10 protein-coding genes and 1 pseudogene are annotated in these 13,751 nt (G+C 70.9%); 6 read left to right on the top strand and 5 right to left on the bottom strand.

Going from position 1 to position 13,751, the window contains the following annotated elements; all coding sequences use genetic code 11:
• Nucleotides 1-17 precede the first annotated feature (17 nt).
• From ON43_RS12665 to ON43_RS12645, 5 genes are read left to right on the top strand one after another with little or no spacing between them, the layout of a single operon-like run.
• Nucleotides 18-3,902 (top strand): hypothetical protein, encoded by a 3,885-nt coding sequence (locus tag ON43_RS12665; RefSeq protein WP_040807181.1) that lies wholly within the window; start codon nt 18-20, stop codon nt 3,900-3,902.
• Nucleotides 3,903-3,960: 58 nt separating this feature from the next.
• Nucleotides 3,961-4,500 (top strand): hypothetical protein, encoded by a 540-nt coding sequence (locus tag ON43_RS12660; RefSeq protein WP_083913388.1) that lies wholly within the window; start codon nt 3,961-3,963, stop codon nt 4,498-4,500.
• Between the two features lie 28 nt (nt 4,501-4,528).
• Nucleotides 4,529-4,804: a hypothetical protein gene (locus ON43_RS12655; RefSeq protein ID WP_040807177.1), complete on the top strand. Its 276-nt coding sequence runs from the start codon at nt 4,529-4,531 to the stop codon at nt 4,802-4,804.
• Nucleotides 4,805-4,844: 40 nt separating this feature from the next.
• On the top strand, nt 4,845-5,384 hold the full coding sequence (locus ON43_RS12650) for a hypothetical protein (RefSeq protein WP_040807175.1): 540 nt from the start codon (nt 4,845-4,847) through the stop codon (nt 5,382-5,384).
• An 8-nt stretch (nt 5,385-5,392) separates the two neighbouring features.
• The gene (locus ON43_RS12645; RefSeq protein ID WP_040807174.1) at nt 5,393-9,331 is read left to right on the top strand and encodes an NACHT and WD repeat domain-containing protein; all 3,939 of its coding nucleotides are present in this window, start codon (nt 5,393-5,395) and stop codon (nt 9,329-9,331) included.
• Here the strand turns inward: ON43_RS12645 and yidC are convergent.
• The 4 genes from yidC to ON43_RS12625 form a co-directional block, all read right to left on the bottom strand.
• The gene (gene yidC, locus ON43_RS12640) at nt 9,298-10,074 is read right to left on the bottom strand and encodes a membrane protein insertase YidC (RefSeq protein WP_040807173.1); all 777 of its coding nucleotides are present in this window, start codon (nt 10,072-10,074) and stop codon (nt 9,298-9,300) included. The genes ON43_RS12645 and yidC overlap by 34 nt on opposite strands.
• A 107-nt stretch (nt 10,075-10,181) precedes the next feature.
• Nucleotides 10,182-10,478 (bottom strand): DUF6412 domain-containing protein, encoded by a 297-nt coding sequence (locus tag ON43_RS12635; RefSeq protein WP_040807171.1) that lies wholly within the window; start codon nt 10,476-10,478, stop codon nt 10,182-10,184.
• Nucleotides 10,479-10,552: 74 nt separating this feature from the next.
• Nucleotides 10,553-10,840, bottom strand: a complete 288-nt coding sequence (locus ON43_RS12630) for a putative quinol monooxygenase (protein WP_040807170.1) — start codon at nt 10,838-10,840, stop codon at nt 10,553-10,555.
• A gap of 53 nt (nt 10,841-10,893) precedes the next feature.
• Nucleotides 10,894-11,940 carry an aldo/keto reductase gene (locus tag ON43_RS12625; protein ID WP_040807169.1) on the bottom strand — a complete coding sequence of 349 codons (1,047 nt, stop codon included), beginning with the start codon at nt 11,938-11,940 and terminating at the stop codon, nt 10,894-10,896.
• A 144-nt stretch (nt 11,941-12,084) separates the two neighbouring features.
• On the opposite strand from ON43_RS12625, the gene ON43_RS12620 reads away from it, so the two are divergent.
• On the top strand, nt 12,085-12,936 hold the full coding sequence (locus tag ON43_RS12620; RefSeq protein WP_040807167.1) for a helix-turn-helix transcriptional regulator: 852 nt from the start codon (nt 12,085-12,087) through the stop codon (nt 12,934-12,936).
• Nucleotides 12,937-13,083: 147 nt separating this feature from the next.
• Here the strand turns inward: ON43_RS12620 and ON43_RS12615 are convergent.
• A pseudogene (locus tag ON43_RS12615) lies at nt 13,084-13,751 on the bottom strand (hypothetical protein); the annotation flags it as partial.

The raw sequence follows: 13,751 nt of genomic DNA, 5'->3' as shown, positions 1-13,751 counted from the left end.
GATCGAAAGGTTCTCCCATGTCCGCAACGCTGGTACGAACCCGCACGACCAAACGTGGCGCTCGGCAGGCCAAGGACTGCAAGCGCAATCGACGCGGCCTCTACGCCGCGGCCGCCTTCGCCTCGCTGGCCACCGCCATGGTGGGCGTGCAGGCCGGGGCGCAGGCTCCGGCGCTGCCGGTGCCGCCGATCGATCTCGGCACCCGTCCCGCGATCGGTGACGCCCAGCAGCCGGTGAATCCGCTCGGCGTGCCGCTGCCGCCGGAGATCGGGGCCGGATTGCAGAACCTCGGCGACGCGGTGCCCGGACTCGGGGCCGCGGCGCAGGATCTGGGCAATGGGGCGGGGCCGAATCTCGGTGCGGCCGTGCAGGATCTGGGCGCGGCCGCGCAAGGGGCCGGGGTGCCGGTGCCGGATCTGGGTGCGCTGGGCCAGAATCTGGGTCCGGCCGCACAGGGGATCATCGATCAGGCGGTGAACGCGCTGGGTGGCGCGGCGGCCGGGACTCCGGCACAGCCAGGACTGGCTCAGCTGCGGGACATGTTCTCGCCGCCTGCCCAATCCCCCCGTACCGCACCGGCTTCCGGCGGCGCGACGGTTTCCGGAGGCGCGCCGTTGGCCGAGGGTGCGACGCCCGCCGCCGGGCTGCTCGGCCCCGCCTCCTCGCCGGTGGCGCAGCTGGCCGAGGTGGCCGCGCAGGTGGTCGGCTCGCGAATCGATCTGGGGCAGTTGGGTTCCTGGGCCGATCAGACCTTCCCGTCGGGACCGTTGCGGCAACCGGTCGAGGATCTGCTGGCCTTCGTGAGCCAGGCGCTCGAGGGTGCCGGGTCGCGTCGCCGAGACCTGGCCGAAGACCCGGTCACGGAGCTGATCAACGCCGGCCGTGCGCTGTTCGGGTTCCCGCGGGACGCGGTCGGCACCGGTGACCCGGTGCAGCAGCTCGCGGAAACCGTGCGGAACCTGGTCGCGAATCCGGGGGCCGGACTGGACGCGCTGGGTGCGTCGGTGCTCGGTTTCGCGGCGCCCGCCATGGGCGGACTGGCTCCCCTCCTCGGTTTCCTCACCCCGGTACTGGGTTTGATCTCTGACCCGGGTGCGGCGGCCGCGCCGCTGCTGCACGAGCTGCGGGAGATGATCATGGGCACCGGTGTACGCCGGGATGCCGCGCTGCCCTTGCTGGCGTTGCCGATCGTGGGCCTGTTCGCCATCGTGCCGTTGCTGTTCGCCGGTGCGCTCGCGATCGGTGCGATCGGCATAATCGGGGCGCTCGTGGTGGCCGCGATCGTGGCCGCGCCCTTGATCATCGGCGCCCTGGTGATCGGCGGCATCGTGCTCGCGGTGCTGGCCATCCCGGTGCTCGTGGTCCTGGCGATCATCGCGATCCCGGTGGCGCTGATCGTGCTGCCGGTGGCGTTCGTGGCGTTCCAGGTGCTGGCTCCGGTGATCCTGGTGGGCGGCATGATCGCCTTCGCCGCCATCGTGGTGGGCGGGATCGCGCTGGCCGCGGTGTTCCTGGGGCTGGGCGGTACGGCACTGGCGGGCATTTTCGTGGCGACGCTGGCGGCCGGATTGCTTGCGACGGTGTTCATTCCGTTCCCGGGCCTGATCATCGCGCCGATCGCCTTCTCGGTCATCGCCTTCGGCACGCTGCTGCTGGGCTCGATCGGGTTGGCGGCCGTGGTGTTCGGCACCCTGGGTGTGGCCGCGCTGGCTGCCCTCGCGCTGTTCGCGGCGCTGGTGGTGGCGTCGTTCTTCACGCCGTTCGGCCTGATCACGTTGCCCGCCTTGGCAATTCTCGGTGTGGCGGCGCTGATCCTGTTCGGCGCGGCCGGATTGGCGGCGGGCGCGGTGATCGGCGCGCTGTTCGTGACCGGGTTGGCGGCGCTGTCGGTGGTCGGCTCCGCCGCTGTGATCGCGCTGCTCGTCCTGGCGCTGGCGGCAACGGCGGTGCAACTGGCCTCCATCGTGGCGCTCTGGTTCGCCGGTGCGGCCGCCGGGCTGATTCTCACCGCAGCGGGAGCCATTGCCTCGGCCGTGGCGGTCGCGGCCGGTCTGATCGCCACCGCCGCACTGGTTTTCGCGCTGCCCATCGTCGGCCCGCTACTGGCCCCGGTGTTCCTGGCGGTGCTGGTCGGCATTCCGGCCGCGCTGGGGCTGCTGTTCCTGTTCGGTGGCCTCGGCTTCGCCGGGCTGCTGCTGGCGTTCTGCACCACCGCGCTGCTGAGCCTGGTCGTGACCTGGGCATCGGTCACGGTGATCGCGGGCGGGCTGCTGATGCTGCTCATGCCCTACACCATCCCGTTCGTGCTGCCCGCGCTGATCGCCTTCGCCGCCATCGTTTCCGCGGCCGTGATGGGTTTGGCCGCACTGGATTTCGTATTCACCTTCGCCCCGTTCGTGGTGCTCTTCGCGGGTGCGATCGCCCTGGCGCTGGCGGCCGTGGCCGCGGTGGCCGTCGGCGGACTGGCCATCAACGTGCTCGGCTTCGGCATGCTGACGCTGACGCTCGGCGCGCTGATCCTGATCAATCCGCCGCTGGCCCTGCTGGCGCTGCCGCTGCTGCTGGCCGCGATGCTGTTCACCGTGCTCGGCGGCATCGGCGGCACCGCGATCGTGACGGGTTTGCTCGGCGGCCTGGTCGCCGTGCTGACCGTGGCGAGCGGAATCCCCATGGCGCTGGCCGCTTTGCTGATCATCGGCACCTTCGTCTACGCCTCGCTGCTGTTCCCGCCGTTCGCCCTGGTGGCGATTCCGGTGGCGATCGCGGCGACGGTGGCGGCGCTGGCGGTCATCGGTGCGGTGATCGCCGCCGGGCTCATCATCCTGGGCGCGGTGGGGATCGCCGGCACGGCACTGGCCCTGGCGGTCGCGCTGGCCGCGACGGTGGCAATGATCCCCGTCGGCATCGCGGCTCTCGCTCTGGCCGTGGTGTTCTCGCTGCCGTTCCTGATCGTGGGCCCATTCGCCCCGATCCTGTCCACCGCCCTGTCGCCGATCATCGCGCTGGCTCTAGCCGCGGTGTGGTCGCCGTTCCTGGTGGCCGGGCTGGTCGTCGCGGCAGCGGCCTTGGGTATCAGCGCCTTCGGCCTGCTCGCGGTGCCGCTGTTCGCGCTGACCCTGTTCACCGGGCTGTGGATCGCGGCGAAGGGCCTGGTGCTGCTGGCCTTCCTGGCCACCCTGCCCTTCATTTTCTCGGCGCTCCCCATCCTGGCCGCCGCGGCGGCGGTGATCCTGGTGCCGCTGGCTTTGGTGGCCATCCCGGTCCTGGCCGTGGCAGCGCTGGGCGCGGCGGCGGTCGTGGCCGTGCCGCTGCTGGTGGCCGGTGCGGGCTTGGCGCTGGCCATCGGAATTCCTGTACTGGCCATCGGGATTCCGCTACTGGCCATCGGGATTCCACTGCTGGCAGTCGGCACGCTGATCGCTCTGGCCGCCCTGGCGGCGGTGGCGATCCCGCTCCTCGCGCTGGCCGCCATGGCCGCGGCGGCGGTGGCCGCACCGTTCCTGCTCGGCGGCGCGGTACTCACCGCGGTGATCGGAATTCCGGCGCTGGGCATCGGCATTCCGCTCGCTCTGATCATCCTGGCCACGGTGGTGCTGCTCGCTCTGCTGCTGCTCCTGCTGGATCCGGCGTTCCGGTCGTACATCATCTCCGCGATTCGGGCGGCCTTGGATCCTGGTGCCACCGGTGGCGGTGCGGCCGCGACCGGGACGCAGTTCCTGGACAGCATTACCGATACGGCGAGCCTGGATCAGGTCATCGCCGGGCTGATGAAGCTGCTCGCGCCGGCGAATCAGCCCGCTGCCGCGCCGGTTGCGCACGCCGAGATCCCGCTGGTCGGGGCCGAGGCGTCGGACGGCTTGCGGGACAGCGACTCTCGACGCCTGGTCTCGGTCGGAGTCTGACGCATCAATCGAACGCTTCACTCCCCCAATGGAATCCCATCAATCGAAGGAGATCGCCATGAGTATCGAAGCCAATGAACCCACCATCCCGTTCGCCACCGTCGATCCCGCGCTGCATCTCGAGTACCTGTACGGCCCGCAGTGGGCGGGCGTCATGCGGATCGTGGAGCGCGCCGCGCAGCTCACCGCCGAAGAGCGGGAGCGGATGAACGCCGAGGCCGGTAAGCGCATGCAGGACAGCATGAGCGCGCTCACCGGCGGCGGCGCGGGCGGGCTGGCCGGGCTGCTGTCGGGCCTGGGCCAGCAGCAGTCGGCGGACCCGCAGCCGCTGCAGATCGCGAGCGAGACGGCCAAGGAGTTCGGCCGCTCCCGCAATGTGCAGGTGGCGGGTTTGATTGCCGGGCAGGCGGTTTCGGCGACCCCGTCGACCGGTGGCGATATCGCCGGGCTGCTGCAGTCGCTGAGTTCGATCGGCACCCTGACCGTGGTCAGCCAGGCCGTGACGGCCGCCGTGCTGAGCGACCTGGTGGGCCGCGGCCGCTACACGCAGGAGGTGCACGACGCCCTGATGCAGCCGTGGACCGCGGTCATCTCCTGAATCCTCCGACGGCAGTGAGGAGTACGCCATGATCGAGACGAGATTCGCCACCGCCGGTGTCACCGATCCGCTCGGTGGTCTGCTCGACACCCGTTCCGCGCCGGTGGGTTACGGCTATTACGAGGAGAACGCCTCGGATGCCGAGACCCGCGAGCGCTGCCACGTGCCGCGGCGCGGCCCGGTGGGCTGGTGGAACCGGCACCGCACCGCGCGGCTGGGCGTCGGCCTGGCGCTCGCCGCGAATCTGGCCCTGCTGCCCGCGGTGCAGGATGCCGTGCTGACGGGGCTGTCCCATGTCGCTTAGCGCGGGACGGCGGGTGGCGACGGTCATCGTAGGTTGCGCGATGACCGTCGCCGCCCTGGCGGGTTGTTCGCGGCCGCCAGCGAGCACACCCGCCGCCGACCCGGATACCGCGGACTGCGCCGGCGGCGGCCGGGTGATCGGCGGCCTGCAGGGCACCTTCACCTCGCTCTCGGCCGAACTCAATGGCATCGGCCCGGCTTCCGAGCGCGGTGACCTGGCCGAACTCGGCGCTCACGTGCGCGAGGCGGCACGCCTGGCGGCACTCATCGACACCGATCTGGACAGCGCGGCGGGTACGATGACCTCGCCGCTGCCCCGGCGGGCCTTCACGGCCGTGGCCGATGCCGGAGCCGCACTGCACTACGCTTTGACGCAACTCGCTCGGGCGGTCGAGGCTGGTTCGCCGCAACAGACAGTCGACTCGGTGCAACGCTCACTACACGCGCTCGACACATCGGTGGAGGGTATGCGGATGTCCTGTTCCACGGTTTTCGCCGATTCCACGGTCGCGCCGACCACCACACCGGCCGTCCCGCATGGCCCGGCCGGGCCCACCATCGCACCGGAACCGCGCCGGTAGGGGTCCGATTGCCGGATCAGGATGCCGGAGATCCCCGCGCGGCCTTCGCCGCCCGCCTGACCGCGCTGTTCGCGGCGGCGGGCCTGCCGCCGGTGAAACAGGTGATCCGCGCGGCCAATACGCGGCTGCGGCCGGGCTGTACGCCGATCACGGCGCAGCGGATCAGCGATTGGCGGCTGGGCAATCGGACTCCCGCCACCTTCGAGGCGGTCGTGCCGGTGCTGGAGGTCCTGATCCGGGACGCGCGGCAACGGCCGCCGGACCCCGACGTCGACCCGACCCTGCTGGATCCGCGCCACTGGCAGGCGGATTGGCAGGCGGCGAAGTCGGCCAAGGACAGCGTGGACACCGGCCGCCCGCCCTATCGCGGGCTCGCCGCCTATCGCGCCGCGGACGCCGACCTGTTCTTCGGGCGCACGGCCGCGCTGCGGCGGCTCTGGGACCTGATCGAGGCGGCCGAGGCCGGTTCCGACCCCGCGCTGGTGGTCCTGCTCGGCGGGCGCGGCGTGGGGAAGTCATCGCTGCTGTGGGCCGGTGTGCTGGCGGATCCGCGCGGACGGGTGCCGGTGGTCGTCGCCCCGGGCGACGATGTGTCCGCGGCCCTCGCGGCGGCGGGCCCCGGGCCGCGATTGTTGTTGGTGGACAAGGCGCGCCGCCTGTTCACCCGCTGCACTCCCGAAGTCGCCGACCGGTTCCTCACCCGGTTGGCCGAGGTGTCGGCCCCGGACGCCGAACCGCGCACCACCGTGGTCCTGGTCTGTGACAACGGTTTTCTCACCGACCTGACCGATCATCCGGTGACCGCCGCCGCGCTGCGGAATCCGTCCATGCTGCTGGAGCCGATGTCGGAAGCCGAACTGCGCGAGGCGATCACGCGCCCCGCCGCCGTCACCGGATTGAAGGTGGAGGACAGCCTGATCGAGGTGCTGCTCGCCGACCTCGCCCCCTTCGACCCGCACAGCCCCATCCGCCTGCCCATGTTCTCCTACGTCCTGCGCGAAACCTGGGAGCACCGCCACGGCCGCACCCTGACCCTCGACGCCTACCGCGAAACCGGCGGCGTGCACGAGGGTTTCGCGAAGGGCTGCGAGATCCTCTACGCGCGCCTCGACGAACGCGAGCAGGCCGCGCTGCGTCACGTCCTGATGGCCCTCACCTTCATCGGCCCGACCTCCGTCCAGCGCGACCGCCTGTCCCCCGAGGTTCTCATCGAGGAGGCCGAGGACCCCGACATCACCCGCGCGGTCATCGCCTGGCTGATCCGCAATCAGCTGGTGGTCCGCCACAAGGACCGCATCGAACTGGTCCACGAACTGCTGCTCACCGCCTGGCCGCGAATGAGCGAATGGATCGGTGAGGAACGGGAATTCGCGGCCCTGCGCCCGCACATCGAGGCCGACGCCCGCGAATGGGCCCGCCAGGGGCGTCCCGCCGGCCTGCTCTATTCCCGCACCCGCCTCGAGGACGCGCTGACCTGGCTGCGGCGCACCGGCACCCCCAACCGGCTGGCCCGGGAGTTCCTGTCCGAGGCCACCGTTCGCCATCGCCGTCGGGTGCGGCGGGTGCGCACCTTCCAGGCCGCCATCGCGGTGCTCACGGTGCTGGCCGTGGTGCTGGCGGCCGCACTGCTGGTCGGCCGCGCCTCGGTGGCCGAGGAACGCCGGGGCGCGTGGCTGGGCGAGATCATCGGCGAGTCCCAGCGCCTGGAGCAGATCGATCCGGGCCTGTCGGCTCAGCTGGCGCTGGCGGGCTACCGGATGAACAGCGACGACCCCGCCGCCCGGGCGAGATTGCTGGCGGCACAGAGCCTTCCGCTGAATCTCGCCTCCGCCGAGGCACACGCCGGAAGGGTCGCCGGCCTGGCCGCCGCACCCGCCCGCGGGCTGGCGGCCAGCGGTGGCGGCGACGGCACGATCCGATTGTGGGATCTGTCCGACCGGCGGGCGATCACCGCCGTCGGCAACCCGCTCACCGGCCACCGCGGCCGGGTGGCGGCGGTCGCGTTCGACCGCTCGGCCGACACCCTGGCCAGTGCGGGCGAGGACGGAACAATTCGCCTGTGGGACATCGCGACCCCGCGCGAACCGAAAGCACTCGCCGCCTTCGACCTCGGCGCCCCCGCCACCGCCGTCCGCTACCTACCCGGTGACCACATCCTCCTCGCCGCCGACGCCGCCGGAGCACTCACCACACTCGATGTGTCCGCGCCGCAGTCGATTCGGCGAATCGCCACGGTGCCCGCGCACACCGGCCCGATCCACGCGCTCGCGCTAGACACCGACCCGATCCCGCGCGGCGACGTGATCGAGGACCCGGATCCCGCTGCGCCGCAGAGCAGCGAAACCCCTTCCAAGGGAACCGATCCCGCACGACCGGACATACCCATCGACACCCCTGCAGCACCGCCGCTGGCAGCCACCGCCGGGGATGACGGGACCATCCGACTGTGGTCCGTGGGCGCGAACGGCGAAATGACCTCCGTCGGGGCCGGATTGACGGCGCCGGGCCGCGTCGGGGCACTCGTGCTGGGACCGAACGGCCTGCTGGCGGCGGGGACTGCGGAAGGGACGCTGCTCACCTGGGACGTGCACGAGCCGGACGCGCCCCGGCCGATCGACCGGGCGACCGAGCGGCAGGTGCCGATCCTCGGGCTGGCCCTCGCGCACGACGGTGAGGCGCTGGTGGCGACCGAATCGGATGGGGCCCTGCGGGTATGGGACACCCGCGCGCGGGGGCAGGTGCGGCCCACCGGATTCGTGATCCAGGGCAGCGCCGGATCCATGGGCCCGATCGCCCTGCTCTCCGACACCCGCTCGGTGACCGCGGGCGCGGACGGGCACGTCGTGGTGTGGCACACGCCGCTGGTGCACGTGCCGATGTTGTTCAGCGACGGGCTGACCGACGCCGCGCTGGCCCGGGACGGCGGGCTACTGGCGGCCGGGCTGCGCGACGGCCGGGTCCAGCTGTGGGAGATCGGCGATCCGCGGCGGGCGCGGCCGGTGGGCGAGGTGAGCACCGGGCCGCAGGATCGCGTGGGTGTGCGGGTCGCCCTCCACGCGGGCGGTGAACTGCTGGCCACCGGCGGCGAGGCTGTCCTGCCCGCGGACGGTGGCGCGGCGTCCCCGGGCGGCGGGGAGATGACCGCCGGTGGGGTGCGGTTGTGGGATGTGCGAGACCATGCGCATCCCCGGCCGTTCGGGCCGGTCTTGCCCGAAAGCCGGGGCGACGTCGTGGTTTTCGGCCCGGAGGATCGGCTGGTGGGCGGCGGTGCGACGGGCGCGCTCCGGGTGTGGAACGTCGCCGACCCGGCGAATCCGCACCCGGTGGGTGCGCTCCTGTCAGGGTCGGATCGCGAGTTGCGGACCGCCGCCATCGCGCCGTCGGGCACCGTGGTCGCCGCCGGTGATGACCTGGCCCGGATTCATCTGTGGGACTTGGCCGATCCCGCGCATCCGGTCCATCGCACGGTCGATGCCGGTGGCGCGAATGTCGAGGTACTGCGTTTCACGCCGGACGGCGCCCACCTGTTGGCGGGCGATGACGCGGGGATGATCCGGTCCTGGCGGGTCGCCGATCCGGCCCGCCCGCCCCGGACCATCCGCGCGCACGTCGGTGCGGTGCGCACCCTGGATCTGGATCGGGACGGGCGTCGCCTGGTCTCCGGCGGCGACGATCGCACGGCGCGGCTCTGGGATGTCGTTGACCCGGAAGGTATTTCGGCGGCGGGCGCACCGCTGTCGGCGCCGGTCGGCTGGAGCTGGTTCGTGTTCCTCCCGCCGCAGGATCCCAGCCGCGTGTTCGCGGTGGGCGATCAGAACTCCGCGCTGTGGTTCTCCGAACCCGAAACGGTGGCGGCGCGGCTGTGCGCCGCTACCGGCGAGCGGATCGGGGAATCGTTGTGGCGGGAGATGTTTCAGACGGTGCCCTTCGTGCGTTCCTGTCCGTAGCGGGTGGCGACCAGATGTTGCTGGACGAAGGTCCACGCGTTCTGGGTGACGAAGTAGAGCAGGATGGCGATGGGCATGAACGGGCCGACCAGCAGGGCTCCGGCGGGGAATACCCACTGGGACAACGAGTTCATGATTCGCGCGGAGGATGCCGCGGCGCCTTCGGCGGGCGGGGTCTGGCGGGCGATGGCCGCGCGGGCGGTGAAGTGGGTGGCTATCGCGGCGATGACCATGAGTGGAATCGCCACGGCGGCAATGGTTCCGAATGCCGATCCGGCGTCGGACAGGGTTCCGGCCAAGGGAGCGCCGAAGAGTTTGGCGTCCAGGAACGATTGCACCTGGGTGGAGTTGAAGACGTAGTTCTCGGTGTGGCCGGGCTGGAACGACCGCAGCACGTGGTACAGGCCGATGAAGACCAGCGTCTGCCCGATGATCGGCAGGAAGCCGGTCAGCACATTGACGCCGTTCTCCTTCTGGAGTTCCTGCATTGCCAGCGCCTGCTTCTCGGTGTCGCCGGCGTGCTTGCGTTTGATCTCCTGAATCTGCGGCTGCATCTCGGCCAGCGCCCGGGAGAACTTCAACTGGGCCATGAACGGGCGGATCAGCAGCGCCCGCAGGGTCATGACCAGGAAGACGATGGCCAGCACCCAGGCCAGGCCACTGGTCGCGCCGAGGATCGACGCGAAGGCGGTGTGCCACAACCACAGGACGGCGGACACGGGATAGTAGATGAAATCGAGCACGGAGTACCTCGCTGCGCAGCGCCCGCACACCGGGTGCGGGCGAAGGGAATTGGGGATAGCGAAGAACCCGACCGTGCGCTCCGGTCACGAGAACCGGTGCGGCGCGGTCAGGCCGCGAGGACTCCGGGTGCCCGCGGGCGGGGACGGCCCGCCGCATCGGGATTGCTCTGCCGCAGGAACGTCCCCCGGCGGCGCTTCCCGGCCGATTCGGCCGGACCGGCGGGTGCGGCCGCGACCAGCAGCGGCCCCCGCGCCGACAGCACCGCCGCGGTGACCGCGACCACCGCGGCCGCACCCAGGACGATCAGCGAATCCGGTGTCGCCGCGGCCAGATAGACCACGGCGAACGCGGACACGACGAGCGCGCACACCAGCAGCGCCGTAGCTCGAATCCGCGTGACCATGCGTCCGACAGTACCCAAGATCGGGCGCCCGGGCACAGCGTGTGCCGCACAACACCGCGGTGACCGGCGCGGATCTACTCGGCGACGAGGCGCTTGATGATCATGGGCTCGGCCAGGATGCCCTCCAGGACACCGGCCACGTGCTGGAAGTGCTCGGTTACGAAATGCTTCTCGAGGGCGTCGGCGTCGACCCATTCCTCCACGACGACCATGTGTGTGGGGTCGTTCGGGTTGGTGAAGGGCTGGTAGGTGAGGCAGCCGGGTTCGGCCAGGGACGGCTCGATCATGGCCTCCAGGGCGGTGCGCAGGCGGTCCTCGTGGCCGGTGGCGGCGCGCAGTTCGGCGACGACGTGCAGGGTCATGGTGTTCGCTCCTCGAAATATCGGATCGTTGTGGCTGTTCGGAAGATGCTGGCTCAGCGGCCGATCGGGCCCTCGCCCGCGCCGGTGGTACGCAGAGCAGTGGCGATGGCGTCGAGGTCGGCCGGAGTCAATTGCAGTGTGGCACCGCCGATCCAGCCGTCGACCTGTTCGGGGTTGCGTGCGCCGACGATGGCGCCGGTGACACCGGGCCAGGTCAGGGTCCAGGCGATGGCGACCGCGGAGACGGTGGTGTCATGCGCCGCGGCGATCGGCCGCAGCGCCTCCACCAGCGCGAGGTTGGCGGCGAGGTCGGTGGTGAACTCCGGGAATCCCTTGCGCCAGTCGTCATCCGGCAGATTCGCGACGCGCTCGGCCGAGAAGGCTCCGGTCAGCAGGCCGGAGTGCTGCGGCTGGTAGATGATGCCGCCGGTGTGATGCGCTGACGCCCAGGCCAATTCGTCGGCCGCCTGCCGCTTGATCAGCGAGAACTGCGGCTGAATCGCGTCGACGTGGGCGATGGACTCGGCGATCTCCAGTTGCGGCACATCGTGATTGGACAGCCCGATGGCCCGCACCTTGCCCTCCTGCACCAGGTCGGCCATGGTCTGCCAGTACTCCTCGAGCGGCGTCCGGTGCGCGTCGGCCACCCCGTCGGGATCCGAGAAGTCCAGCGAGGCGCCGGTATCGGGCCAGTGCACCTGGTACAGGTCGATGCGCTCGACATTCAGCCGCCGCAGCGAATCCTCGACCTCGCGGCGCACGCTGTCGGCGGCCATGATGCGCTTGGGCGCGGCGGCGCGGTCGTTCTCGTCCCAGACCAGGCCGACCTTGGTGAAGACGTAGGGCCGGTCGGCCTCGGGCAGTCCGGCGATCGCCTTGCCGACCACTTCCTCGGAGTGCCCGAGCCCGTAGACCGCGGCGGTGTCGATCCAGTTCACACCGGATTCGACGGCGCGGCGGATGGTGGCGATGGAATCGGCGTCGTCCTGGGCGCCCCAGGTGTAGCGCCAGCCCGAGCCGCCGATCGCCCACGCGCCGAATCCGATCCGGCTGATGTGCATATCGGTGGTGCCCAGCTGTGCGGTGGGGAGAGAGGTCATCGTGTGCTCCTCATATCTCTTTCGCCGTCTTGTCCGGCGCTGAGCACTACTTTCGTCCGGTCGAAGCGGGGTAAACAGTGCGGCGCTTGCCTGGGCACCGCATGACCAGGATGAACCCCGCCCGGTTCTTGGTTAACTGGAGTCATGACCTTGGACCGCCGCGCCGAACTCGGTGAATTCCTGCGCTCCCGCCGCGCCCGGCTCAGCCCCGAGGAGGTGGGCCTGGTCGATCACGGCGCCCGCCGCCGGGTTCCGGGCCTGCGCCGCGAGGAGCTGGCCCTGCTGGCCGGGGTGAGCGTGGATCACTATGTGCGCCTGGAGCAGGGCCGCAGCCTGCAGTTCTCCGAGTCCGTCCTGGACGCGGTGGCGCGGGCGCTGCGCCTGAATCAGGTTGAGCGCGATCACCTTTACCTGCTGGCCCGCCCGTGGTCGGGCGAGGAGCCGCCCGCCACCCAGGAGGTGCGGCCCGGCCTGCGCCGCCTGCTCGACGCCGCCCACGACGTGCCCGCCTACATCGTCGGCCGCGGGGTCAGCGTGCTGGCCTGGAATCGCCTGGCGGCGGCCCTGATCACCGATTTCGGCGCGCTCGCCCCCGAGCAGCGCGATTTCCTGCACCTGGTCTTCCTCGACGAGGGCGCCAAGGACCTCTACGAGGACTGGGACGACAAGGCCGCCGACACCGTCGCCTACCTGCGCGTGGACGCCGCCCGCAATCCGGGCGACCCGCGCATCACCGCGCTCATCGACGAAATGAACGCCGAGAGCCCGGAATTCGCGGAACTGTGGGAGCGCCACGAGCTCAAGGACAAGACCCACGGCCGCCACATCTACCGCCACCCCATCGTCGGCCGCCTGGAGCTGGGCTACGAAACCCTGCGTCTCCCGGACGATCCCGATCAGGCGCTGGTCGCCCACCACGTCGAGCCCGGCTCCCCCAGCGCCGACGCCCTGCGCCTGCTGGCCTCCCTGTCCGCCGAGAAGGCCGAGCTGCGCTGAGCGAAGACCTCGTCATCCCGGCGTGCTTTTGGCCGGGATCCACACCGCCGCAGTAGATTCCGGCCAAAAGCGCGCCGGAATGACGGGGTGGGCACAAACGCCGAGCGCCGCACCGGATATCCGATGCGGCGCTTGGTGGCTCGCGTCCTACTTGGTGTCGCTGTCGATCTGCAGGTTGCCGTTGCCCGGGTCGATCACCCGCAGCGTCACCGACTTGTTGCCGCCGCCCTTGGTGGTCAGGCTCGCCAGCGAGATGTCCACCGAGCCATCGGCATTGTTGCTGTCGTTGCCGCGCGCGCCCTCGATGGTGGAGTAGCGCTGGATCGGGTTGGCGGTCCAGTAGCTCTGGAACGAGGACAGGCTGCCGTACACCTGCTGCGCGGCGGGCGTGAGCTTGTTCCACGCCTCGGAATAGCGCTGCGAGGTCAGGGCGTCGTAGAACTTGTCCACCGCGTCCGCGCCATTGCCGACGCTGACGGTGGCCGCGCTCTTGGTCTGGCCCAGGCCCGACGGCGTGCCCTTGGTGGCGCTGGCCGAGACCGACGCCTTGGTGGTGCTGCCGCTACTTCCGCCGGAGGTGTTGCTGGATCCGGAGTTGCTCAGCAAACCGAACGCGATACCGCCCGCGACCACCACGACCGCGACCAGTGCGATCCAGATCAGCTTCTTGCGCGAGCCCGATTCCGACTCCGGTTCCGGCGCATAGTGATTGCGCGTCGGCGGCCCGGCGTTCATGGGCGGGCGCGGCGGCGGGGTCTCCAGCAACTGCGCCTGGCTCATCGCCCCGGTCGGGATGTCGACATTGGCCGAGGGCC

Origin of the sequence: Nocardia concava NBRC 100430, assembly GCF_000308815.1 — a bacterium.
Taxonomy (GTDB): Bacteria; Actinomycetota; Actinomycetes; order Mycobacteriales; family Mycobacteriaceae; genus Nocardia; species Nocardia concava.
Note: the sequence above shows the minus strand (reverse complement) of the source record. Positions and strands in the feature narration are given on the sequence as shown.